Below are 556 nucleotides of genomic sequence, written 5' to 3'. Positions count from 1 at the left end.
TTTCATGAAACAGTTAAAACAACCAGACAATAAAATAATGATTTATCCGATCTATCATCATCAAAGTGTCTTGAATGATATATGTGATACCTTAGGATATGATATCAACACAATCATCAATAAAGACTTCAATCAATCCACAAAAGTCTATACACTTGGAAAATATGATTTTCCTTATATTCTTTTTGTTGGTCTTGGTGATGTCAGTGAACTGACGACAGCCAAACTTAGAAAGTTAGTTTTGAATATCTCAAAAAATATCAGTGAACCTGTTCAGCTGATGACTGATCATCTTGATGAAGGCATTGATAAGCATGCCTTTGTCAGAATATGGGTAGAATCACATATCATTGCCCAGTATCAGGAATGCAAGATTGGACATGATGTGAAAATGATAGCTGATTTGGATATTGTATCATCAAGATATGTTGAAAAGGATATCGAAACAGGAAGAATCTATGGAGAAGGTATCAACTATGCCAGAAGACTTGCTGATACACCATCCAATCTGATGACACCAGAAGACATGGTCAAAGAAGCTGTCGAACTGGCTAAG

The 556-nt window shown here is 35.1% G+C and carries 1 protein-coding gene; it reads left to right on the top strand.

All coding sequences use genetic code 11. The features are described from left to right. Nucleotides 1–37: 37 nt before the first annotated feature. Nucleotides 38–556, top strand: a 519-nt coding sequence (locus tag E0K96_RS12075) for a M17 family peptidase N-terminal domain-containing protein (protein WP_370519932.1), incomplete at its 3' end; no start/stop codon positions are given.

The organism is Massilimicrobiota sp. SW1139, assembly GCF_012027715.1.
Taxonomy (GTDB): Bacteria; Bacillota_I; Bacilli_A; order Erysipelotrichales; family Coprobacillaceae; genus Allocoprobacillus; species Allocoprobacillus merdigallinarum.
This window is presented reverse-complemented; position numbering and strand designations above follow the sequence as displayed.